We start from the raw sequence: 19,683 nt of genomic DNA, 5'->3' as shown, positions 1-19,683 counted from the left end.
AGACAACATGCCTGAGACCGGATGGCGGCTCGCCGCCGAACTGTCAGAACTCCGGATGGTCGGCCAGGTCGACCTGCCCGCGATCTCCTACACGTATGCGGCGCTCAACAACATGATCGACGACACCGCGGGCAACGACGCCGCCGCGTTTTCCTGGTCGACCGGCGGGTGGAGCCAGGTCTACGAGCCGTGGAACGAGCTGCGGAGCGCGTACCAGGAGGTCCTCGGCAAGATGTCGGAGAACATCGACCTGGCCGGGGGCGCCCTGCTGCGCATCGTCGACCATTACGCCGCCACCGACGACGAGGCCGCCGACGCGCTGAGCCGGTCCTGGACGAACTCCACACCACCGCTGCTGGACGGTGAGTACATCGTTGCGGGCCCGCACCCGGAGCCGCGGTACCGGCACTGACCTGACGGCGCGACCACGGGGAGACGGCTATGGCCAGGGCGGACTATCAGTACCGCAGCTTGGACGATCTGCAGCGGCTCGGTGAGAAGATCCGGGACAAGGCGATCAAGGTGACGCTCGACCAGCAGCAGTCGTACGAGCAGGCACAACGGGAAGCCAACAACGACGAATCCCGCTATCAGACCGGGCAGCCGACCCGATCGGTGAACTACCACCCGCCGGCCACCGGCGAGGCCGACGACCACGGCAACCTAAGCGCGTACGTCCATGACATGTACGCCCAGCTCCCGCAGATGTTCACGCAGTTCGCCGTGCCGGATCCGGCTACGATGCAGTCGACCATCGACACGCTTTACCAGACCGTCGTGACCTTAAGTCCCTCGCTGGAGATCAAGGCCGATGGTACAAAGATCACCACACCGATGCTCGTCAGCGGGCGACCTGCAGTCGCACCAGTGGAGACCAGCGTCAACACCATGCACGCCCACTTGAAAGGGTGGGAGGGGCATGCCGCAAATGCCTTCGAGGTCTATCTCGGCGGGCTTAACACCGCATCCCGGCTCCAGCAACAGCTCGCGGTCAACCTGGCCAACGGCCTGGAGGCAATGACCGACATCCGCCAAGCAATGATCACCGACGTTTGGACGATCGGAAACCTGACCTACAAAGCCCTCGACCAACTCGACGGCTGGTGCAGCCACTCCGCCAAAGAGGTCGCGAAGCTGACCATCGTCGGTGCGCTCGCCGCCGTCGCCTACGTCATCACCGACGGTGTGGCCGCCATCGCCGTGGAGTCCGTGCAGAGTGCGGCGACGATCATGAGTTCGATGGCCACCATCAACCAGCCGGCCGAACAGAACATCGAAGGTGCCACCGTCCCCCCAATCCTCGACGGCATGGCGACAGCCCTGAACCGGGTCCGCACCGCCGTCGACGAGCAGGAACGGGTCGTGGCCCAGGCAATGAGTAAGGTGACCGCAGCCCTGGAACGGAACCGGGACTTCGCTGTGCTTCGTGCTCCGCACGACCTCACCACCGCCGCGAGCCTGCCGGTGGCCGCCATCCAAGACCCCGGCAGCAACTACGGCTTTTACCCCGGTTAGTAGTCCAACTGTTCGGTCTGGTGGAAGCCGCAGAACGGGCGGAACTCCATGGTCTGTGGAGGGTGTCCGAGTTCAGTTTCGAGCGAGGTTTATGGAACCTTGACGAGATGTACCCGGGCGATACCTGATCGGATGGGGCTCGACGAGCAGCCGAGGGCATGCTGACGTTGCCCTGGTTCGCCTGCTATCGGTGCTTGGTCGTTGCGGGGTGTCACTGTGAGTTCTCCCCGTTTCGACGGAGCGGTGGTTACCTGCTTCCGGTCGGGGCAGGGGTGAGGTTATCTGGCTCGGTCTGGGCGTGCCAGGCCGCTTCGTATTCGTCGGGGCTGAGGTAGCCGAGTTCTTTCTGGATGCGGCGGGTGTTGTACCAGCCGTCGATGTATTCGAAGATCGCGTTCTCGGCCTCATCGCGGGTCCGCCACGACTTGCGGTAGACCAGTTCGATCTTCAGCGTCGACCCGAAGTTCTCCATCAGGGCGTTGTCATAAGAGTCGCCGACCGAGCCCATCGAGGGCCGGATTCCGTTGTCCTGCAAGCGTTGTGAGAAGCGGAAGCTCGTATAGTTCGACCCGCGGTCGCTGTGATGTATGAGTTGGCCGCCGCGGACATCACGAGACCAGATGCCGTACTCGAGGGCGGCGAGGATCAGATCGGTGTCGCACCGGTCGGAGGTTTTCCAGCCGACGATCCGGCGGGAGAACACGTCGCGGACGGCGGCCAGCCAGAACACGCCCTCACCGCAGGGGATGCGGGTGGCATCGGCGACCCACAGCCGGTTCGGCTGCTGCGCGGTGAAGTCACGGTTGACCAGATCCGGCGCCGGCGTGGCCTTCGGATCCTGCTTCGTGGAGCCGCCGCGCCAACCGCGACGCAGGAACGCCCCGTGCCAGCCCTGGCCGGCCATCAGCCGCTCGACCCGCTTGCGGCCGACCCGGATGCCATCACGGCGCAGCTGCCGATGCACCCGGTCAGCTCCGTAGGTGAAGCCGGAAGCCTCCCAGATCTCATAAATGTTGGAAAGCAGGCCCAGGTCGACCAGATCCCGGTCGCAGGGCTGTTCCGCCTGTTTCACCCACTGGTAGTAGGACGACTCGGCGATCTGCAGGACCCGTAGCAGGAGCGCGACCGCGAAGCGGTCACGGTGTTCGTCGATGAACCTCATGACCGTCGCCGGGTCGGGCCGAACTCCGACGCGAAATAACTGCTGGCCGCGCGCAGGATCTCGTTGACCCGGCGCAGCTCAGCGACCTCTTCACGCAGCCGGCGGTTCTCCTCGGCCATCTCGCTGGTGGGCCGGTCATGACGCTCGCCCGCATCGGCCTCCGCCTGCCGGATCCAGTTCCTGAGCGCCTCGTGATGCACGTTCAGCTGCTCCGCCAGCCGCCGGATCGTCGGCTTCGGGTCCGATTCGCGATACAAGCGCACGGCACGTGCTCTGAGCTCGTCGGGGTACTTCTTCGGTGCGGCCACGGATACTTCCTCCCCATGATCAGTCGATCATGCTTGAGAAGCTCCGCCGAACCGGGGGGAACTCACTGGGCGCGGGGCGGGTTCTTGGCGGGGTGGCATCCTTCGTGCCCGACACTGTCTCACTATCCGGGATATTTGAAGTTGATTTTCTGGCGGTTTGAGGTCGCTGGCAGGGCTGCCGGAGGTTGTCGGCAGGGCTGCCGGAGCCGGTACGGGTACCGGCAGCCCTGCCAGCGCCGAAAATCATGACACCGGTGACTTTTCGGGCTGCTGGCAGTGTTGCCAGCAGCCTCCGGCAGCACTGCCGACGACATCCGGTCGGCGGGCGGGTGAACAGCGGCTCGAACGCGCACGCGGCATGGTTGTCACCGCCTCCGGACGCTGCCTATCGTCTCGGCCGTGACAGAACGGCACCAGCAATGGCGGGCTGATCAGGCCAGCCGCATCATCAGCGAGTATCACTCCGCAGGGAGCTGGTTCGACGGTCTCTACCAGAACCTGCTCCCCCACCTGCGCGAGCATCGGGAGAGCGACCCACGACCCGACGACATCGGGTCGCTCGCCGAGACCGTTCACCGGATCATCGGAGCCACTTTCGCGTTCTCGCCTGTGCCGTGGCCGTACCTGGTCGTGGATGCCGGGGTGCTGCTGTCGTACGCCCGGCTCGACAGCGAAACGGTCGGCGCCGCGCTGATCGACGCTGTCACCGACCCCAGCTGCCGGATCATCACCTCGCCGCTGTCGTACTTGAACGCGGCCGCCCGAGCGTGGGGCACCGTCGGCGCCGAACGCCTACGGCGCCTGGTGACACTGCAGACCGACCCGGCGGTCGAGCCGGTGCTGACCATCCCGGCGCTGGACCTCGACGACGTCACCGTCCTGGCCGGTATCAGCAGCACGGAACCGGCCGATGTCACCCACACCGCTCTGCTCGCCCTTCCCTATCGGTGTGTGATCGCGACCCTTGACCCGGGCGCGTATCACCGCATCGGCTACCTGCGCACGCTCAACCTCGCCTGACCGCGCAGGCCCACCGCTCTCGTTTCCCGTTCACGGCAGCCGATACCCGCGGCATGCCGCGATCAACGCTGCCCAGCCCCCTCCCCAGAAGGAGTACCCACCCGATGCCATTCACCAAGTCGTTCCGGCAGATCCCCGTCGGACTGTTGAAGGTCGACCCGGCTCTGGACTCGCAACGGCAGTTCCAGCAAGGCTGGGCCCGGAAACTGGCCCGGATCTGGAACCCGGACCTACTGCTGCCCGCGATCGTGTCGCTACGCGCGGACGGCTGCTACTACCTGATCGACGGCCAGCACAGCTGTCACGTGGCACGCCTCAGACACGGCGACAGTTTCCTGCGCGACTGTGTCGTCTACGAAGGTCTGACACTGCAGCAGGAAGCGCAGCTGTTCCTGGCAGCGAACCGTGACCGGAAATCCGTCCGGCCGTACGACACGTACCGGGTCGAGTTGACCGCCGGAGATCCGACCGCGGTCCAGGTGGCCGAGGAAGTCACCGCGTGCGGGCTGGAGATCGCTGGCAGCCCGTCAACGAACAGGGTCGCTGCGGTCCAGAAACTCAAGACGATCGCCGACAAGCGGCGGGGGCTGGTCACCCTGACCCTGCAGGTCGCTGAGCGGGCGTGGGGGCGCACCTCGCTGACCTGGGACAACATGATGCTGCAAGCCCTCGCCGTCGTCCTCGACCTGAACTGGAACGCTGTCGACGAGACGCGACTGATCCGAACCCTCGAGGCCCGGACGGTCAGCTCGTGGAAAGCAGGCGCGATCGGGGTGAGCGTCGGCGGTGGAGGATCGACGTCCCGGTCGACACCGCTGGCCCGCGACATCCTCGACGCGTACAGCCGGCGCCTGAGCCCCGCACGCATGCTCACCAAGCCTTAACCCGGACGATGGCGGGTCGAGTGCGGCGGAGGCTTCGTCGGTGCGGGACCCTCGCACATGCGCTTCGCCTGTAACCGTCATCCGGTCGACCCATCTTCCTTCCGGGATTGTCGTGACGCCGTGGACTGAGGCAGCTTGGCTTCGTTCGCGAGTTTGGGGCTCTGGCACGAACTCCGTGATTGATCTTGTCTTCGCGACGTCTACTCGGTTCCGCGTCGCTCGCGTGTGATCATGTCTTAGTGGTTCAGGTATCGATGTCGCCAGACGGTGACGACCCCGGGGTCATGCAGGTGATCTTGGAGCAGGGAACGTGGACCCTCCAGATCTTGGCGTCACCCGAAGAGTTGGTCATGCTGCGTTCGATCCGCGAGGCGGACTGGGCGGCCCGACGCGCCCTGCGGGTGGGCACAGTATTCGGCGTCTCAGTTTTCTGGGCCTTCAATGACGGCACCGTCACCACGCTGATCGGTCATGACGACGAGACATGGCAGATTGCCATGACCATGCCGGTGGAAGCGGTCAACCGTCTTGCAGCGATGGCTGTGAACCATCTGCCCGAGCCAAGGGAGCCGGAACCTGATCCTCTGGCTCCATATCCGGGCCAGCTGGAGATCTTCTGATCGCTCTCCTTCCGGCACTGTCAGCCGCAGAGCAGCACCCGTTTGCGGAGCAGTTCGAAGCCGGCACGGCCGTACATCTGATGTTTGATCATCTTGATGCGGTTGACGTTGCCTTCGACCGGCCCGGAACTGAACGGCAGGCTCAGCCCAGCGGTGACCGCGGCGAGATCGGCGTTCAGCCCGACGGCGAACCGGCTGATACCGGGCAGGCCGGCTCGTTCGGCCGCGGTGATCCACGCGGTGAGACGTTCGCCGTGCAGATGCGTCATCATGTCGGCGAACGAGCGAACCAGATCGACAGCGGATCGCAGCTCCGGGCAGCGGTCGAGGATCTTCTGGAACCGCGCGGCGTCGCGGCTGACGAGGTTGTCCGGGTGCCGGCAGATCCATCCGGTCACCTGCCGGACCGACGGCGGCCGGGGCGCTCGGGTCAGATCGGGTCTGCTGCGGTACTGCTCGACGAACTTGCGCACAAGCGCGTAACTGCCGGTGAATCCCTTTGCGGTGATCTCCCGGTAGAGGGTGCTGGCCTTGAGGCATCCATCGCCGATGCGCCGGGCCAGGTAGGGCTTGAACGGGTCTACCAGGCTCGGCCGCGGCTTCTGCCCGACCGCCAGTTCCTGCCAAGTGGCGGCGTGGGCATACTTCGATACCGTCCGATGCGACCAGCCGAGATGCCTGGCGATCTGCCGGAAGCCGGCGCCCTGCTCCAGTAGTTCGTGGATCAGGGCGTGATGGGCGCGGCGACGGTCGGCCATCGCCCCGGTCGGCTCTACAGCCTCCACGTCGCCAGGTTCACCGAGTACTGTGCCGACGGGCTCGGCCAGGCAGTTCTTGTGGCGGGCGACGCATTTCTCCACGGCCGTGGCCAGGTTCTGCCAGAGGTGAAATCGATCCGCGACCTGCACCGCTTCCGGCGCCGAAGTCCGGGCCGCTTCGGCGTATGCGGTGGCCCGGTCCCGGCAGATCACCGCCGGCTTGGCGTGCTCCCGCAGCCAGGCCGTCACCGGTTCGGCATCCCGGCCGACCAGCACGTCCACGACCTTACGGGTCTCGCAGTCGATCAGCACGGTGCCGTAGTGGTGACCACGTTTGATCGCGAAGTCATCTACGCCGAGCACCGTGATGTCACCGACGGGTGGATCGGGCATCGCGCGGACCAGTCGAAGCAGTCGATCACGGCCGGACGGCATGCCCAGCGTTGAGGCCAGCCGGGCACCCGCCCGCCCCGCCAACGCGAGTCTGATCGCCGCGAGCATCCGCCGGAGCCCTTCACTCATGCGTGACCAGCGGCGAGTCAGCCCGTCGACCTGTTCGACGAAGGTCTTACTCCGGCACTCCGGGTTCTCGCAGAAGAACCGCCGAACCCTAAGCAAGATCCGTACCAGCCGCCCCGCCACCGGTGCATCGGCCAAGGTCCGCTGATACCGCGAATGGACTCGTGGCGATGACGCCGAGCAGGCAGGACACATTCCTTCGTCCTGACGCACGGATGCTACGAGGACCAGTTCAGCGCCAGCGTGCACCTCTTCGATCTCGATGCCGGCCAGATGAGGGAGAAGCTTCTCGACGGCATCGCACAACCGAACAACGACTCATCGCTCAAGATCAATCACACAGTTTGCGCCAGAACCCCGAACTCGCGAACAAAACCAGCAGCCAGCACGTGAACCGCAAGGTTGGGTGGCAGCGGCTACAGGCAGCTGTCGACGAGCGCGAAGCGGCGCACCGACATGCCGACGTGAGCGCCGGCCGAACGCATGTGTTCGGCCGATCCCAGTCGTTCGCGTGGACAGCGTGGCGTGACCAGGTGAAATCCGACGCTGGGGCACGGCGTTCGTTTACTTTGGAAGAGTCGGCCTGGTTTCGGAAGCCCCGCTGGAATCGGCGCGACTCCGGAGGGGCTCGTGGGTTCGAATCCCACTTTCTCCGCTTCAGGATGTTCGGCCTGTATAGCCTTCAACGACAACCGACCGATTGAGCCAGATGGTATTGGCCAAGGGGCGAGAAACGGCATCCGAGAGATGTCATCAGAAGGCACGAACATTGGCACTCACGCCGGAGTGACGTTCAACGCGGGGCCAGTTCTGCAGTCATCCGCTACGGCTCACTCGCCGACGAACTACCCGGTACGACCGCTTCAGCCAAGACGTTGCTGCCAGCCGACCCACGACCGATGGCTCATCGGTGTTGCTGTAGTAATCGGAGACGACCGAGCATGGTGACCATCGCGGTGACAGTTTCCCCAGCTGCCAGAGCAACAAGGCCGCGGACCCCGGTCTAGCGCTGCCTCGGACTCACCAGTCTGAAACTGTCGTACCCTCCGCCTATCCTCTCGTCATAAACCCGCCTACGAGGAGCATCGATGACAGACGAGTGGTACCGGGGCGGCCGGGCGGACCGTGACGGCGTGCTGGCCACCCGGCGCTACACACGCTTCAACCTCAGCTATCAAACCGGGATCACGAAGGGACCACATGCCAGTGGATACGAAGGTCCGCTCCTGCGCTGACTGCGGGGATGAACTCCCACCGGTGTCCGGGCCCGGCCGCCACTCCCCGCGGTGCGACAACTGCAAGCTGACGCGCAAACGCCAACAGACTCGTGATGCCCAGCGTCGCGTACGGGAGCCAGAGCGAACGGCCCGCATGCAGGCAGAGCTCGAACGTCGGTGCATCGACTGCGACGGCGCCTTACCTCAGATCGACGGCCCTGGAAAGCGCCCCGCCCGCTGTTCGTTATGCGCTGAAATCCATAATCGTCAGCGGCGTATCAAGTATGCGCGGCAGTACTACGCCGACAACTACCCGAAGCGCTCGACGGTCCACCGCTGTAGTGCCTGCCAAACTGAGTTCCTTTGGTCGGCTCGCGGGGGCAACCCTCCCAGCCGCTGCGTCGCATGCACGACGCTGCGGCTCCGAGAGCGTGAAGGCATCAGAAGACGGGCAGCGACGAGCGCGCGACGGCCGAACGTCTTCACTTGTGTCATTTGCTCCGAGCTGAAGCCAGTCGCCCGGCACGGCCAGATCCCGATTTGCTGCCCGGGTTGTCGGCCGGAGTATGCGCGCCGGGCCGAACAGGCTCGCCGAGATGCGAACGCGATGCCGCAGACGGTGTGGCGCACGACGTGCCAGGGCTGCGGCAAGACCATTGAGCAGACAGGCCGGAACGGCAACTTTCGGAAGCGCTGCCCAGCATGCGCCGAGCAGGCTCAGAAACAGCAGTCCCACCAATGGCTTAAAGACCGTCCGGAGCTTCGCCGGATTAAAAACCGCAACAACAAGCGCAACCGTCGCCTGGCGCGGCGCGACCCCGAGTCCGAGAAGTTCAAAGACATCGAGATTTACGAACGCGACGGATGGAACTGCGGCATCTGCAAACGCCCCGTCGACCGGACGCTAATCTTCCCTCACCCGATGTCAGTTAGCCTCGACCATGTGGTCCCGCTGTCACGTGGAGGCAAGCACCGTCGTGATAACACGCAGTGCGCGCACTGGTTCTGCAACTCATGGAAGACCAACCGCCTGGAAGAGGAGCTGAACCGACCACGACGACGGTCGCGAACAATCGTGAGGTTTGTTAGCTGAACCGGAATGACTGAGATCCGAAGCCGGCGTGACTTGCTTGATCTTGATGTCACTAAGTGCCGGCGAGGCCAGTAGTCGGTCAGCCGCCACGGCGCGGGGTGCGGTTGCCGCACAGCTTCTGCTGCGCGGCAACCGGAAGGTGCTAGCCCGCGTGATGCTGGCGGTCAGCCGTTGGCTGCGGCGATGACAGCCGCGACTCTCGAAGCGACGTCCGGGCGGGTGAGCAGCTGCACCAGCTGCTCCTGCCCGATGCTGCTCGGTGTGCCTGCCGACTCGGTGATACCGGTGTGGCTCGGGTCGGTGACGGTCCCGACGATGTCGGGATCGGGTTCCGGGCGCAGGGTGACGGCGACCTGGACCGGACGGCGAAGGTGCCGGCTCATCGCAGCAGCCAGTGCCGGGCGCAGGCGCAGCTCGATGACGTCGCGGGTGTACGCGTCCGGTACGTCGATCAGGACCGTGCTACCGACGATGTCGGTGGCCTGGGCCTGCCGAAGGTAATGACGCTGCTGCTTGGAGGCGGTCATTTCGTCGAGGTCGGCCAAGGTCGCCTCCCAGGCACGGCGAACCCCGTCAGGGTCGTCGGCGATCTCCGCCGCAACCTGGTGCACGTACCTGGCTGCCAGAGACCAGTCACGGAACATAGTCCGGTCGGTCTCGCGGTCCAGGACGGTGCTGTCGGCGCGGCTGACCGGGACCAGCAGCACGCGATCGGCGTTGTTCGACCGTTTGATTTCGTCGGCGACCGCCTGAGTGTGCACCGCGGTCGCGAGCCAGGTTTTCGGGTCGACGCCGGCGGCCTGCGCCGCGGTGAGCAGTTCATCCAGTGCCGTCTTGGTGATCTTTGTGTTCGGCATCCCGCCATTGAACACCGCTATCGGGCGACCCCATGACGGCTGTCCGGTTAGGACCTGCGGGCGCGGGTTTGCGCTGGTAGGCGTGTTTGCGATAGGGGTATCTTCCGCCGGCAGCGGATGAGGTAGGTCTCGTGGAGCGGGTCAGCGCAGGCATGTGCACCGGTGCACCGGGAAGTCGTCGGAGCGTGCCGAGTAGCGCTCACCGGCGGGGACCTCGTCATACACGTCGTCGGGCACCTGCAGCAGGGCCGCGTCAGGGAACCTGAGGGCGAACGTTCCCCATCAGCGTGGTCGAGTTTCCCGTCGGTCCTCAGCATGCCGTCCTCGTAGAGGCGTTGAACCACTGGGACCTCATGATCGTCTGTATCTCAAGGTCTCCTTGCCGTTGTCGGCCTTTGCCGGCCGGGCCTGCGGAGCGTGGCCTGCGTCCGCCGGCTCGGCCCTGAGTGCTCAGCGACTAGAAGCCGACGTCGAGGCGCTTGAGTCGGCCGACAATGGTGACCAAATCTTTCAAGGAGCGCCGAGCCGGTCGAAGGAGACGACGGTGAGCGCGTCGCCGGGCTGGATATTTTCGAACACCGTGTTGTCGATCCCCGAAGTCGTCTGCACGGTCTTCCCCCGCTCCTCTGCACATAAGGGGTCTGCACATAAGGGGTAAGTGGGGCGCTGGATCCCGCCCGTACAGCGCAGGATCCGGCCCGGGCAGAGTCAGTTGTTGGCGGTCAGCTGTTCGAGGAGCCAGGTGGTCAGTGCTCGGGTGGCTCCGCCGAGGATGCCGGTGATCGCGGCGAGGATGATCCGGGTGCGGCGCGGCTGAGGGCCGTCGGGGTGCTGCGGGGATCGGGTCATCGAATGCTCCCTGGTGTCAGAGACGAAAGTGCCGGCGCCGGCTTGCACCCTCAGCTTCGAGCCATCCCGGAGAGGACGACCTGAGTGCCGACGGGAGCCCGCAGTCCCATGGCCAGCTAGCAGTGGGGCATCATCGGTCGGCGATGGATGCCGACAAGTCACGACGAGTGCCCCGCCCTTCTGCGGCGGCTGCCAAGCGCGTTCCGGTGCGTCGTCCGCGGGCGCTGGCCCGCCCCGATCTCGACGCAGGGCCGGAGCGGCATGTCCGCGATCTGCTATACGACCTGCGCGAAAGAGCGGGTAGGCCCGCGCTGGAGGATCTGGAGAAGCGGATCGCTGGCGATGACCGCCTCGACGGTTCACCGAAGAAGGACGTGATTCGCCGGATCATCTCCCGAGGTGGGCCGGCGGGCCTGGATGACATCCGCTCGGTCGCCCAGGTGCTCGCGCTGGCCTGTGGCGAGGATAGGTACAAGATCGCAGATCGGGTCACCCAGCTGATTCACTCGTCCGATCAGCCACCAGGGCCCTCGCGAGACGAGACCAGCGATAACACCTCCGCCCCAAAACCTTCGGCAGCCGCCGACACAGCGGGCATCTCCGCCCGCCCGGAAACCGACGAGGTCCCTGGGCACTTGTTCGTCGCCGACTGGGACCCGATGCTCGGCGACGACGTCGCGTTCGAACTATCCGGTGCCATCGAGTCCGTACACGTCGAAGTACCGTTGCTGACCAACTGGCTCAACGCCGAACTCACCCGACGTTCCGCCTTCGACATTCCGGATGACAACGTGAAGACGCAGATCTTGCGTTCGGTACGGATGGCAATGGGTTGGTCGGAAAGGCTGGGACCGGAACTGGTCCGGCTTGCTCGTGCGGCGCATGCCGCGCGCTACAGCTACGCCGAGATCCGCACGATCCTGAACCGGGCGCTGTCCTTCAAGGTCAACGGTCTCCTGTCGGGCACCGATCATCCCGGCTATCCGCATCCGCTCGACCTCGACAAGATGGCGGCGTTCACCTTTGGGTACGCCGTGAAGGACTTGATTGAGCTGGGCTTCGACGCTGGCCGAGGTCGAGGCGGAGTTCGAGCCTACGTGCCGCGCGAGATCCTGCTGAACTCTCCTGAGCTGATGGAGATCGGTGCGCTGCTCTCGCCTGTGGCATCCTCCGCGTCGGAGAGGCTTTATCGTGCCTGCCAGCTTGCGCGAGACTTCAACTTCATTGGCATCGCCGACCAACGGCACCTCTGGACGCACTTCGTCCTGCCCCAAGCCTTCGCCAACTATCCCTTCGACAGGGTGATCGTCGAAGTCGGCTCCATCCATGCCTTCGGGCTACCGTGACGTGGCTCTATCCGAGCGGCGCCGAAACGGTGCAGGTGCGTCGGCTGGTCTGACGACATCGTCGACCACCTCCAAGTTACCGACAATCTGGAGCTCAAGGCTCAGGAAAAGGTCTCTGTGGCGAGGGCGGCGAAGCGAGCGACCGAGATCGTCGATGAAGTCGGCGCCGGGGCGGGCGCCGTCGCCGATAGCGCCACAAATGGGGCAGTCGACTGGAAAAGGTTGCTGTCGTTGCTGCTCTGGCGGGTCGGCTTACGGCGCCTACAAGGCGGCTCCCTGCGCCAAGATGCTGCTGGATGAGAAGGTTGTGCCCGGTTTGGAAAGCATAAAGGACAAAGTTCTTAGGAAGTCAGGTGACGAGTTCAGCAGTGAGTCGAGAGATGCGGAAGCGTTGTCTGGTGACTTTGAGGCGGGCCAGCACAGCTAATCGCTTCGGGAAGGTATCGGGGCGGCTGGCAATGCGGCGCGGTATCCGGGTCGTGAGACTTGCGCTTACCGTCGACCTCTACCCGCGTCCGGGCGTCGTCAATGGTCGACCAAACCTGCAGAGCTGGTCCAGTTCGGCAAAGATTCGCGCCGTAGACATCCGAACGTCATATTCTGGGGTATTCCAGAGATTGGCGACATCGGGTCTCGATCTGGAGACCGTCGCCATGGTCGCAGGGGCCGGCTCGCGAAAGCGTCATACCCAAGGGCGATCATGATCAAATGACGACTCCTCCACGTCCCCGTCGTGGTGCCCCGCTGAGGGAAACCCACCCGCACCTGCTGGCCGAAGTGCATCCCACCCGCAACGGCAATCTCAGTGTTGGGGCCCTCAGCTACGGCAGCGCGGTCCGGGTTTGGTGGACCTGCAGCCAGGGACCGGACCACCACTGGAACGCCAGCCCGAACAATCGGACCAGCAAAGGCGGCCGAGGCTGTCCTAGCTGCGCCGGCCTGCAAGCGTCGGTCACCAACTCGCTCGCGGCGCTGTACTCAGAGATCGCCGCTCAGTTAGATCCGCACGGCAACGACCAGACCGCAGACCAGATCGTCGCGGGCAGCAACAAGAGATTCTGGTGGCGGTGTCCTGAGGGCCCTGACCACCTTTGGTTGGCGGCAGTCGTTGACCGAACCGCCAGAGGTACCGGGTGTGCCGCATGCGCCGGTAAGCAGCTATCCGTCACCAACTCGCTCGCGACCCGCAACCCGGAAGTGGCGGCTCAACTGGACCGTGAACTCAACGGCGGCCTGACGCCCGACCAGGTGCTCGCCGGTAGCAGCGACAAGGCGTGGTGGCGATGCCCGAAGGCATCCGACCACGTCTGGCGGGCCAAGGTCAGTGCTCGAACCGGCGGCTCGCGCACCGGTTGCCCGAGCTGTGCGGGTAAGCAGCCCTCGATCACCAACTCGCTTGCCGCACTCAACCCACGGATTGCCAGCGAATGGCATCCCGAACGCAATGGCAAACGGACACCCGACCGTATCGCTAGTGGCAGCAGCGACCTCGTATGGTGGCGATGCAATAAGGGGCCTGACCACGAGTGGCAGGCGATCGTGTCGAACCGTACCCGGCACAACCACGGCTGCCCCTGCTGCGCCGGGAAGAAACTGTCGGTCACGAACTCACTCGCCGCACGGTTCAAAGACCTCGCGGCTGAACTGGAACCCGCACTCAACGGTGGGTTGACAGCCGACCAGATCGTCTCCGGCGGTATCCAGAAAGTCTGGTGGCGATGTAAAGCCAACCCCGAGCACACCTGGCGAGCCAGCCTCGACAGCCGCACCCACATGCGCAGCGGATGCCCAGCATGCGCACAGTACGGGTATAACGCCGCACTACCTGGGTTTGTCTACCTGCTCAAGCGCGGACTCCTGGTGCAAGAGCGCAAAATCGGCATCACGAACGTGCCTCAAATCCGTTTGGCTCAACATCGCCGAAACGGCTGGCAAGTCCTGGAACTGTCACCAGCGCTCGCGGGTGCCGTAGCGCAGCGGGTCGAGCGTGAGTTTCTTGCCGTCCTCAGCAGCACGGGCATCCGCCAGCGTCGCCACGAGACTAACGACGAGGATCGCTTCGACGGGTACACCGAGGCTTGGATCTACAACGCGTTACCAGTCGACTCCCTTGAGGGCGTATTTGCCTTGATCGGTTGGGTCCCAGACGCTACGGGCACACCTGCCCAGGTCGTACTGGGGAGCCAGGATGCAGCCGAGCCGCGTTCGATCTAACAACGCGCCCCGTGGTGGCGGGCGTACCGGTGAAGTCCACACCATGATCGTGCAAGATCGCCGCGGCCCCGACATAGAACAAGACTCCTGTAGCTGTACGGCCGAGTCACCGGGTCAGGTGGGACCAGACGAGTTCATGGGCGCGCAGCCCGGCGTACCGCAGGTCGACGGCGTCGCCTTCCAGATCGCCGGTGACCGGCGCTGCGGCGACCTGGTCGCCGACACCATCGCGGCTGACGAGCAGGCACCCGTGGGTGTGCCGGGTCAGGCCGACGGTGAGCCGGCCAGCGTCGGCGTGGAACGAGCTCACGTCTTCCCGCCCGGATAGCGGGTGCCACATGATCGTGACGGCGACGGTCGCGCCCTGGATGGTGTTGAACGTAGCGACGCGCGGCTGCGCCGGCCCGGCAAGCCCGGCCGCGGCGAGTTCCCGCAGGACTGCGGCGCGCTGGTCATGGTGGGTGACGATGATCGCGATGTCGTCGCCGGTCAGCGGCCGGGTGCCGGACGGATGCCCGAGCTGTGGGCCGAGGCCAAGGAGCCGCGCCGCGGCACTGGCACACCCGGCTGCGGTGAGCCGGTCGTCTTGGCCTGCCAGGCCGCCCGGCAGCCGGTACAGGCTCATCCCGGCGCCGAGCATCGCGTCGATCGCCGGGTCGGCCGGCTCACGGCTGATCCTGGCCACGGTAGGCACGATCGGGACTTCGGCGGCGGTGAACATCGGCCGGGTCGGGCTGCCCGCATACGCCGGTAGCCGCCCGGTAATGTCAGTCGTGTGGGACGGGTTCCGGCGGGTGACCGGTAGTTCCAGCTCGACCGTGCCGGGTCGTTCCCGCAGCAGCAGCTCCGGCAGCGGTTCGATTGGTGACCCTTGCATCCCCGGGTAGTACTCGCTCTCCGGCGCCCACGGCATGATCTGCCCCGGGTCTCCGATGAGCAGGAACGTGCGGCCCAGGTGCTGTAGATGCCGCCACTCGGACGCGGGGACCATCCACGCCTCGTCGACGATGATCACATCGAATGCATCGACGGGGATGAAACCCCCGGTGCGAGTGTCCGACCATCGCCCGCGCAGGTAGCCGGATTTGGCGAGAGTCATCACGAACAGGCCCGGCTGGTCCTGCAACCTGTTCCGGGCCTGGCCGTCGCCGGAGTCTGGGTCCGCGACGAGCAAGTTCGCCGGCCTTTGCCGCGGGTCGGTGATCCAGCCCGGCATCGCCTGCGGCCACGATCGGGTCGCGGGGATCAGGGTCGTGGTCATCGCCGGCCAGTCCCGGCACAGCCGCAGTGTCGTCTCGGCCAGCTGATCGTTCTGCGCGACGAGCAGCAGAACCCGCAGGCCGCTGCTGACCGCCTTGGCCGCGACCCTGACGGTTCCGGAGCTCCTCCCGCCAGTCTTCCCGGCACCGGCATGCGCCCGGATGACGACGCTGCGGAATAGGGCCAGGTGCGAGATCGCCGTGTCGGTGACCCGCTGCGCGGTTTCGGCGATGGACAGGTCAGGCATCGTCAGAGTCCAATCCATCGAGATCAGGCGGGATCCTCCACCGCACAACCAGCTGCCCGTCCGGTCCGATCGTCTCGATCATCGCCGGTGACGGCGGCGGTGCCGGGAAACCGACCGGGGGTTTCCACGGCCGGCCTTGGAACACTCGCGGCAGGCACGAGATACGGATTCGGTCGGGTCCAGTCAGTAGCTGCGGCTCCGGGCCGAGACGCCGTGTCTGACCGGTCACGATCCACGTCGCGGTCAGCCCGTCCGCAGCGACGTCGAGGTCCCCGATGATCGGATTCCGGCCCGGATCGTCGACCCACCACCAGTCCGCCAGAGTCCGGCCGGTGAACGGTCGGTCGAACTCCAGATCCACCCGCCGGCCGCCGGATACCCGGACCGCACAAGCGAACACTGCCTCGTTGCGTGCCTGAGCGAACGCGAACGCCCGCCGGTCCGCGGTGATCGCTGCGATCCGAGCGGCGGTCCCGGCGCGTTCCTGTACCTCGAGCTCGTCGGCGGCCAGGTTCAGCGGCCCGAAATCCGACCACCCGCGGAGATGCTCCGCACCACGGGCCATCAGCCACTGCGCGTCGGCGCGGACTGCGGCACGCCGCTGCTCCAGGCCCGGCACCTCCGGGATCTCCCGCAAGATCCGGAACGAGTCCGCGACGGCCTGGTGCCGGTCCCGTAGAGCGCCAGCGACCAGATCCCACACCCCAGAGGCGACAGCGGCCTGCTCGGCCACCCTCGGTGACGCACCCCGAATCTGGTCACGGCCGGCCGCGGCCCGCCGGAGCCGTTTCATCCGGGCCAGGGCCGGGAACAGCGACCGATTGTCCCACTGCGGGTCGGTCGCCGCGGAGAAACTCATCGTCTCCGCCGCCTCAATCGCGTGGATCAGCCGGCCACTCGGCCTGGGGATCCCGGTGACCGAAGCACCGGCTGCGGCGAGACACGTCAGCAGGACCGAAAGCTGCTGCTCCTCCTGTTACCCGGCCAGAGGGAATACCAGATGACCGGTCAACGCGTCGACAGCGGTCACGATCACGTCGGTGTCCGGGATTTTCGCCACGCCGGTCAACGCCCGTAGCAGTGCATATGCGTCCTGGCACCGATCGGCGAGCGCGACGAGCTCCGGATCATCGGCGTACGGGCCGGGTAGCCACGGCTGGCGCAGCCGCCACGCCCAGCCCATCACCGCGTCCAGTGTGTTCGGACCGTCGACCAGGATCTGCGGCATCGGACCGCCAGCTGCGGCCCTCCTCACGAACGGGTCGAGGATGTCGGCCAGCGCCGCGCCGGCCCGGACCGACAGGGCCGGGTCCCGGGGCTCTCCGACGACCACAATCCGGCGCGGCTCATCATCGTCGACCCGGCCGATCGCGAAACCCGCGACGAGGTTGTCCGCGGTCATTCCGACCACCGACAACACGACCGCGTCCGCGTTGACCGGCACGTGCCGGAACTGCAGCAGTGGTACCGGGACACCTGTCGTCACGGCCTCCTCGGCCAGAGTCATCCGCATCGCCACGGACGGTGCCGGGATCACCACCGTCATGCCGCCACCCGCCCTTGCCCGCCAGCGGGCCGCTGCCACGGCAGCGCGACCGGCGGCCCCAGCAAGTCCCGCGCGCGCCGGATCTGTTCCGCGACGTCGTCCTCAGCGACCGTCGGCGCGGCCCCCTCCCTCAGCTGCGCGAGCCGGTCGATGCTGGTAACCGGCGCGGCCTGCGCCGCCGCCGGCCCAATACGCGTGACCTGACCGGTGTCCTCCACATGCCGGCGGCACGCCTGCGCCATCGGGCACGCCTGCAGGCACGACGCGTTCCAGTCACCGAACCGCAGCAGAGCCTTCACCGCCGCCCGGTTCGCGGCCGGGTCCCGCTTGGACAGCCGTGCACCGGCCGCGACGTCTGGGGCAAGTCCCGCGTCGACGGCCCTGACCGCAGCGTCGGCCCGTTCCCGGATCTGGTGCAGCGCGGCGGTCATCTCGGACAGGTCCAGCACTGTCAGCTTCGCGATCGACAGACCGCCGCTCGCCGGCGGGTTCACCACCAGCCCGACCGGGCCGACTGCCGCCGCGAGCCGGTCACCCCACGCGAGTTTTGCGGCCTCGCCGTACAACGCGACCTGCAATGCGACTGCCGCGCGTTTGTCCCCGTCGTCGAGCCGGCCCCGGCGTCGCCACGACTTCGCGTCTCCGAACGTGATCATCCCGTGCGGCATCGCCCGTCCGGCTGCCCGGATCGCGCGGGCGGTGACGAGCCCGGGTGGCAGGACGAGCGCGCAGTCGAACTCGCCGTGCGAGCGCCGCAGTGTGCCCGCGAACGGGGTCGTCTCAACCACCCCGCGCAGCAGCAACGTCGGCGTGTCGGTCCGGGCGAGGGCCTCGGCCGCCTCCTTCGTCGTGTACCGGGCCCGGCGCCGGTGAAACGCACGCCACTGGGCCTGCTGCTGCGCCTCCTCCGCCTCGTCACGCGCCCGGCGCTTCGATGGCCGGGTGAAATGATCCGCAATGTTAACGATCTGCAGGTCGGGCCCGTCGATCCATCCGTCGCTGGCCAGGGCCTGACCGATCGGTATGCCAGTGGTAAGCATGTTCCGGTCGTACGTCTCCCCCTGCAAGCGGGCGTTCTGACTCATCCCCCGCGCGGTCACAGGTCCGAGGTCCGCCTCAGCGGCCCGGGCCGCGAGGAAATCCATCGAGACACCGATGACCCGGGCTGTGGGCAGGATCCGGCACGTCTTGTTCCCCGCCGCCCGGTCGATCTCCCGCGTGTCCAGCCCCGACGGTTGCAGCTCGCGGCCAAGAGCCCGGACCACAGGGTAACGGTCACCTGATTCGCCGCTCACGCTCTGCGCTCCAGTGCCTCGGTGTTAGCCGGCATGTCGCTGCCCCAGAACGCGACCCGTGGATCTTGCACGGCCAGCGCCGCGATCTGTTCCGTGGCTACTGCCGCCTCTTGGGAGTGTTTGTCCCGGTTCCGCGTGATGTACGCGCTCGCGTCGGCGATCACCTGGGCCACGTCGATCGGCCCGGACGTCCACGACACGCCCCGCGCGACCGTCTGCAACAGGCGGTCGAGTCCGGCGTGGTCACCGCCGGCGCCGGCCCGTTCCAGGCTTGCCCGGCCGAGGTTCACCACCGCTTTCGCAGACCACAGCTGCGCCGCGTACGAGGTGACCAGCCGGTCGGTCACCGGCCACGATGACAGCGCGTACGTCCCCGAAACCGCGGCCAGAGTGTCCGGGGAAAGGCACGGCACCACGTACCAGGTCCTCTTTGCCGACGACGGGCTCCGCAAGGCTCGGTCGAACTGCCGCTGCTCCTCGCGTCGCAGCTGCCCGAACTGCGCAGCGGTGTACGTCTTGTGCTCCAGCAGTAGTACCGCCGTCTTCAGGTCCGCGGTCCGCAGCGGAGCTCCTACGAGCATCAGCACGTCTGCGACCACGTCACGCTGGCTACCACCGGCCAGCCCCCGCACAGCCGGCGCCCGGACGGGAGCTGGCGGGGGCGCAGCAGAAGCACCGGGCGGATCCTGCTCGACCGTCGCCGATCGCTCCCGGGCTTTACGCACCTCGGCCGCTTTCATATTGCGCAGGTTCTCCGCCGCTAGGGCCTGTCGGTCCGCGGCGTCTACGGCCGCCGGGTCCGCCGCCGGGTCGAGCAGCAGCTCGTCGTGCGCTTGCCGGAGCTCGCGGGCTGCGCGGGCTAGGACCGTGTACTCCTCGGCGGCGGACGAACCGGCTATAGAAGGCATGAGGTAATCATGTGGTGAAGATGTGGGGACGTCAAGGTTCGCGTGTGGGTATCACCCGTGTGCGC

The 19,683-nt window shown here is 66.3% G+C and carries 19 protein-coding genes; 9 read left to right on the top strand and 10 right to left on the bottom strand.

Annotation, left to right across the window (positions count from 1 at the left end; all coding sequences use genetic code 11):
• The first annotated feature begins 7 nt into the window (after positions 1-7).
• Positions 8-412, top strand: a complete 405-nt coding sequence (locus tag ACH442_RS07010) for a hypothetical protein (protein WP_396337007.1) — start codon at positions 8-10, stop codon at positions 410-412.
• A 29-nt stretch (positions 413-441) separates the two neighbouring features.
• Positions 442-1,515 (top strand): hypothetical protein, encoded by a 1,074-nt coding sequence (locus ACH442_RS07005; protein WP_396337006.1) that lies wholly within the window; start codon positions 442-444, stop codon positions 1,513-1,515.
• A gap of 247 nt (positions 1,516-1,762) precedes the next feature.
• Here ACH442_RS07005 and ACH442_RS07000 read toward each other — a convergent pair whose 3' ends face one another.
• Complete coding sequence (locus ACH442_RS07000) at positions 1,763-2,677, bottom strand: IS3 family transposase (RefSeq protein WP_396337005.1); 915 nt, start codon at positions 2,675-2,677, stop codon at positions 1,763-1,765.
• Complete coding sequence (locus ACH442_RS06995) at positions 2,674-2,985, bottom strand: transposase (RefSeq protein ID WP_396337004.1); 312 nt, start codon at positions 2,983-2,985, stop codon at positions 2,674-2,676. Before ACH442_RS06995 ends, ACH442_RS07000 begins: the two co-directional genes overlap by 4 nt.
• Before the next feature lie 399 nt (positions 2,986-3,384).
• Here ACH442_RS06995 and ACH442_RS06990 point away from each other — a divergent pair, with 399 nt between their 5' ends.
• From ACH442_RS06990 to ACH442_RS06980, 3 genes are all read left to right on the top strand, one after another.
• Positions 3,385-4,005 (top strand): hypothetical protein, encoded by a 621-nt coding sequence (locus tag ACH442_RS06990; RefSeq protein WP_396337003.1) that lies wholly within the window; start codon positions 3,385-3,387, stop codon positions 4,003-4,005.
• 104 nt (positions 4,006-4,109) lie between these two features.
• On the top strand, positions 4,110-4,889 hold the full coding sequence (locus ACH442_RS06985) for a DUF6551 family protein (RefSeq protein ID WP_396337002.1): 780 nt from the start codon (positions 4,110-4,112) through the stop codon (positions 4,887-4,889).
• Positions 4,890-5,173: 284 nt separating this feature from the next.
• Positions 5,174-5,509, top strand: a complete 336-nt coding sequence (locus ACH442_RS06980) for a hypothetical protein (protein ID WP_396337001.1) — start codon at positions 5,174-5,176, stop codon at positions 5,507-5,509.
• Positions 5,510-5,529: 20 nt separating this feature from the next.
• Here the strand turns inward: ACH442_RS06980 and ACH442_RS06975 are convergent, their stop codons facing one another.
• Positions 5,530-6,999, bottom strand: coding sequence for an ISL3 family transposase (locus tag ACH442_RS06975; RefSeq protein ID WP_396337000.1), 1,470 nt, complete (start codon positions 6,997-6,999; stop codon positions 5,530-5,532).
• An 875-nt stretch (positions 7,000-7,874) separates the two neighbouring features.
• Between ACH442_RS06975 and ACH442_RS06970 the strand changes: the two genes are divergently transcribed.
• Together ACH442_RS06970 and ACH442_RS06965 are read left to right on the top strand one after the other, a co-directional pair.
• A complete protein-coding gene (locus ACH442_RS06970; RefSeq protein ID WP_396336999.1) occupies positions 7,875-8,021 on the top strand; it encodes a hypothetical protein in 147 nt (48 codons plus the stop codon).
• Positions 8,022-8,610: 589 nt separating this feature from the next.
• Positions 8,611-9,096, top strand: coding sequence for an HNH endonuclease (locus tag ACH442_RS06965; RefSeq protein ID WP_396336998.1), 486 nt, complete (start codon positions 8,611-8,613; stop codon positions 9,094-9,096).
• 164 nt (positions 9,097-9,260) lie between these two features.
• Here ACH442_RS06965 and ACH442_RS06960 read toward each other — a convergent pair whose 3' ends face one another.
• Positions 9,261-9,953 carry a hypothetical protein gene (locus tag ACH442_RS06960; RefSeq protein ID WP_396336997.1) on the bottom strand — a complete coding sequence of 231 codons (693 nt, stop codon included), beginning with the start codon at positions 9,951-9,953 and terminating at the stop codon, positions 9,261-9,263.
• 708 nt (positions 9,954-10,661) lie between these two features.
• On the bottom strand, positions 10,662-10,802 hold the full coding sequence (locus ACH442_RS06955) for a hypothetical protein (protein ID WP_396336996.1): 141 nt from the start codon (positions 10,800-10,802) through the stop codon (positions 10,662-10,664).
• A gap of 143 nt (positions 10,803-10,945) precedes the next feature.
• Here ACH442_RS06955 and ACH442_RS06950 point away from each other — a divergent pair, with 143 nt between their 5' ends.
• Positions 10,946-12,148, top strand: a complete 1,203-nt coding sequence (locus ACH442_RS06950; RefSeq protein WP_396336995.1) for a hypothetical protein — start codon at positions 10,946-10,948, stop codon at positions 12,146-12,148.
• A 708-nt stretch (positions 12,149-12,856) separates the two neighbouring features.
• On the top strand, positions 12,857-14,362 hold the full coding sequence (locus ACH442_RS06945; RefSeq protein ID WP_396336994.1) for a zinc-ribbon domain-containing protein: 1,506 nt from the start codon (positions 12,857-12,859) through the stop codon (positions 14,360-14,362).
• 106 nt (positions 14,363-14,468) lie between these two features.
• On the opposite strand, the gene ACH442_RS06940 is transcribed toward ACH442_RS06945, so the two are convergent.
• From ACH442_RS06940 to ACH442_RS06920, 5 genes are all read right to left on the bottom strand, one after another.
• Complete coding sequence (locus ACH442_RS06940) at positions 14,469-15,869, bottom strand: hypothetical protein (protein ID WP_396336993.1); 1,401 nt, start codon at positions 15,867-15,869, stop codon at positions 14,469-14,471.
• Entirely contained in the window at positions 15,862-16,728 is an 867-nt protein-coding gene (locus ACH442_RS06935) for a hypothetical protein (RefSeq protein WP_396336992.1), read from the bottom strand. The genes ACH442_RS06940 and ACH442_RS06935 overlap by 8 nt, the downstream gene beginning before the upstream one ends.
• A 117-nt stretch (positions 16,729-16,845) precedes the next feature.
• On the bottom strand, positions 16,846-17,415 hold the full coding sequence (locus ACH442_RS06930; RefSeq protein ID WP_396336991.1) for a hypothetical protein: 570 nt from the start codon (positions 17,413-17,415) through the stop codon (positions 16,846-16,848).
• Positions 17,412-18,680, bottom strand: coding sequence for a hypothetical protein (locus ACH442_RS06925; RefSeq protein WP_396336990.1), 1,269 nt, complete (start codon positions 18,678-18,680; stop codon positions 17,412-17,414). Before ACH442_RS06925 ends, ACH442_RS06930 begins: the two co-directional genes overlap by 4 nt.
• A gap of 26 nt (positions 18,681-18,706) precedes the next feature.
• Positions 18,707-19,618 (bottom strand): hypothetical protein, encoded by a 912-nt coding sequence (locus ACH442_RS06920; RefSeq protein WP_396336989.1) that lies wholly within the window; start codon positions 19,616-19,618, stop codon positions 18,707-18,709.
• Positions 19,619-19,683 lie beyond the last annotated feature (65 nt).

The organism is Actinoplanes sp. NPDC020271, assembly GCF_044388125.1.
GTDB lineage: Bacteria > Actinomycetota > Actinomycetes > Mycobacteriales > Micromonosporaceae > Actinoplanes.
This window is presented reverse-complemented; position numbering and strand designations above follow the sequence as displayed.

Coding starts and splice junctions, on each gene's coding strand:
- ACH442_RS06945 (WP_396336994.1), top strand. CDS start 12,857: ATGACGACTCCTCCACGTCCCCGTCGTGGTGCCCCGCTGAGGGAAACC.
- ACH442_RS07005 (WP_396337006.1), top strand. CDS start 442: ATGGCCAGGGCGGACTATCAGTACCGCAGCTTGGACGATCTGCAGCGG.
- ACH442_RS06920 (WP_396336989.1), bottom strand. CDS start 19,618: ATGCCTTCTATAGCCGGTTCGTCCGCCGCCGAGGAGTACACGGTCCTA.
- ACH442_RS06980 (WP_396337001.1), top strand. CDS start 5,174: ATGCAGGTGATCTTGGAGCAGGGAACGTGGACCCTCCAGATCTTGGCG.
- ACH442_RS06960 (WP_396336997.1), bottom strand. CDS start 9,953: ATGCCGAACACAAAGATCACCAAGACGGCACTGGATGAACTGCTCACC.
- ACH442_RS07000 (WP_396337005.1), bottom strand. CDS start 2,677: ATGAGGTTCATCGACGAACACCGTGACCGCTTCGCGGTCGCGCTCCTG.
- ACH442_RS06940 (WP_396336993.1), bottom strand. CDS start 15,869: ATGCCTGACCTGTCCATCGCCGAAACCGCGCAGCGGGTCACCGACACG.
- ACH442_RS07010 (WP_396337007.1), top strand. CDS start 8: ATGCCTGAGACCGGATGGCGGCTCGCCGCCGAACTGTCAGAACTCCGG.
- ACH442_RS06985 (WP_396337002.1), top strand. CDS start 4,110: ATGCCATTCACCAAGTCGTTCCGGCAGATCCCCGTCGGACTGTTGAAG.
- ACH442_RS06965 (WP_396336998.1), top strand. CDS start 8,611: ATGCCGCAGACGGTGTGGCGCACGACGTGCCAGGGCTGCGGCAAGACC.
- ACH442_RS06935 (WP_396336992.1), bottom strand. CDS start 16,728: ATGAGTTTCTCCGCGGCGACCGACCCGCAGTGGGACAATCGGTCGCTG.
- ACH442_RS06930 (WP_396336991.1), bottom strand. CDS start 17,415: ATGACGGTGGTGATCCCGGCACCGTCCGTGGCGATGCGGATGACTCTG.
- ACH442_RS06955 (WP_396336996.1), bottom strand. CDS start 10,802: ATGACCCGATCCCCGCAGCACCCCGACGGCCCTCAGCCGCGCCGCACC.
- ACH442_RS06970 (WP_396336999.1), top strand. CDS start 7,875: ATGACAGACGAGTGGTACCGGGGCGGCCGGGCGGACCGTGACGGCGTG.
- ACH442_RS06950 (WP_396336995.1), top strand. CDS start 10,946: ATGGATGCCGACAAGTCACGACGAGTGCCCCGCCCTTCTGCGGCGGCT.